Annotated in this window: 1 protein-coding gene and 2 pseudogenes; all 3 read right to left on the reverse strand. The window is 51.9% G+C overall.

The annotated features are described in order from the left end of the window. Positions 1 to 584, reverse strand: a pseudogene (locus E4Q23_RS21235) (DNA-binding protein); the annotation flags it as partial. 63 nt (positions 585 to 647) lie between these two features. Continuing rightward, positions 648 to 1,031: pseudogene (locus E4Q23_RS21240) on the reverse strand (helix-turn-helix domain-containing protein); the annotation flags it as partial. Positions 1,032 to 1,050: 19 nt separating this feature from the next. After that, positions 1,051 to 1,398, reverse strand: a 348-nt coding sequence (locus E4Q23_RS21245; protein WP_169068471.1) for an OmpA family protein, incomplete at its 5' end; no start/stop codon positions are given.

Below are 1,398 nucleotides of genomic sequence, written 5' to 3' on the forward strand. Positions count from 1 at the left end.
GTTTGTGGTGCCGAAAAAGCTCGACCAGGCATATTTACATGGAACCCATCGCAATCGAGTACCGCAACATAAAGTTCCTGACGATACAAGCGGAGATTGACGGGTTTCAGATCGACTATTCGATGGCCCTTATCGTGAATTGCGCTTACGACCCCCGCAAGATTGGCTGCGACTGTGATGCGCGCTCCCAAATCTGATCGCAGACTCTTCTGCCCCGCCATCTTTGGTACTAGGATGCACTCCAGAGACTCGGTCTTGTTGAAATCAAGCGTCGGCATCGCGAATCCGACGAAATTTCCCGAGACATCTCTCGCCATAGCAAATGGCCAAGACAGCTGAATTATTCCCGCTGCCGACGATGGCAATGACGGCACATTCTGCAATAGGCAAAAGATTTTATCTGCATATTCCTTGCCGACTTGCCTGAGAGTCTCAGAATGATACAGCTTAACTACAGTGGCTGGCTCCCCAGTTACCTGATAGACGGTGCCCGCACCGCCACTAGCCAATTCCTTACCAAGAGCTACATTTCTGGTTTTTCTATTAGCATCAACCAGAACAACAATGGTTATCGGGTGGTTCACGAAGGCCCTATCAGTAGAATCGTTTTGTCATCGCTGGTAATCGGCCAAGTACGTTCGTCGGCAACCCCAGCGTGCCAGATAGTTGCCGACACCTCGCACCGATAGACTCAGCCCCAGCCCCAGCTCCCGTTCGATCAGTTGCATGACGCCAGCACGGCCCCAAAGTGCAAACTCCATCTTCAGCTGTTCAGGCCGCTTGTCGCAAATGATGTGTCGAATCGCGCGCTCCTGATTTTCTGTCAGCACCTTGCTACGACTTTCCGGCTTGAGGGCAGATGCACCGCTCTCCTTGTACCAATCAATCGCGCCTTGCACCGTGGGGGTAAGACAAGCCACTGAGTTCGACAATCTGCATCACGCCATAACCCTTGCAATGCAACCGCACCACTTGCTTACGCCGTTCGTACAATTGATCCAGTGTTAAAATCGTGCGTCTTCTTTTTCCATGCAAACAAGATGGTGGCGGTCACATACGCACCAAGTATAGTCGGTCCACATGAAGAGCTCCATCGGCGTGCTCATCGGGTTTAAACCATACGATTTCAAATTCAACACGGCGGTCAGGCGCTAGGCATTCTATGACTTGCGAGCTCGTCGGCCCTGTGCACTGGTCGGGCTTGGTGAGCGGCTCCTCATTGCCTTTCCCTCTAACGTTATAAGGATGCATTCGGACACCCTTGCTGACTAAATACTCCTTGGCAGCGACAGCGCGTTCCATGGAGATGCCTTGGTTTCCAGCTTGTTCTATGCGATCCGTATGAGCCGAAACTGTTACCGAATACACCCTCCCATTCATGGATTTGACTTCGGCGAG

The sequence above is a fragment of the Candidatus Accumulibacter phosphatis genome, assembly GCF_012939955.1.
GTDB classification, from domain to species: Bacteria; Pseudomonadota; Gammaproteobacteria; order Burkholderiales; family Rhodocyclaceae; genus Accumulibacter; species Accumulibacter delftensis.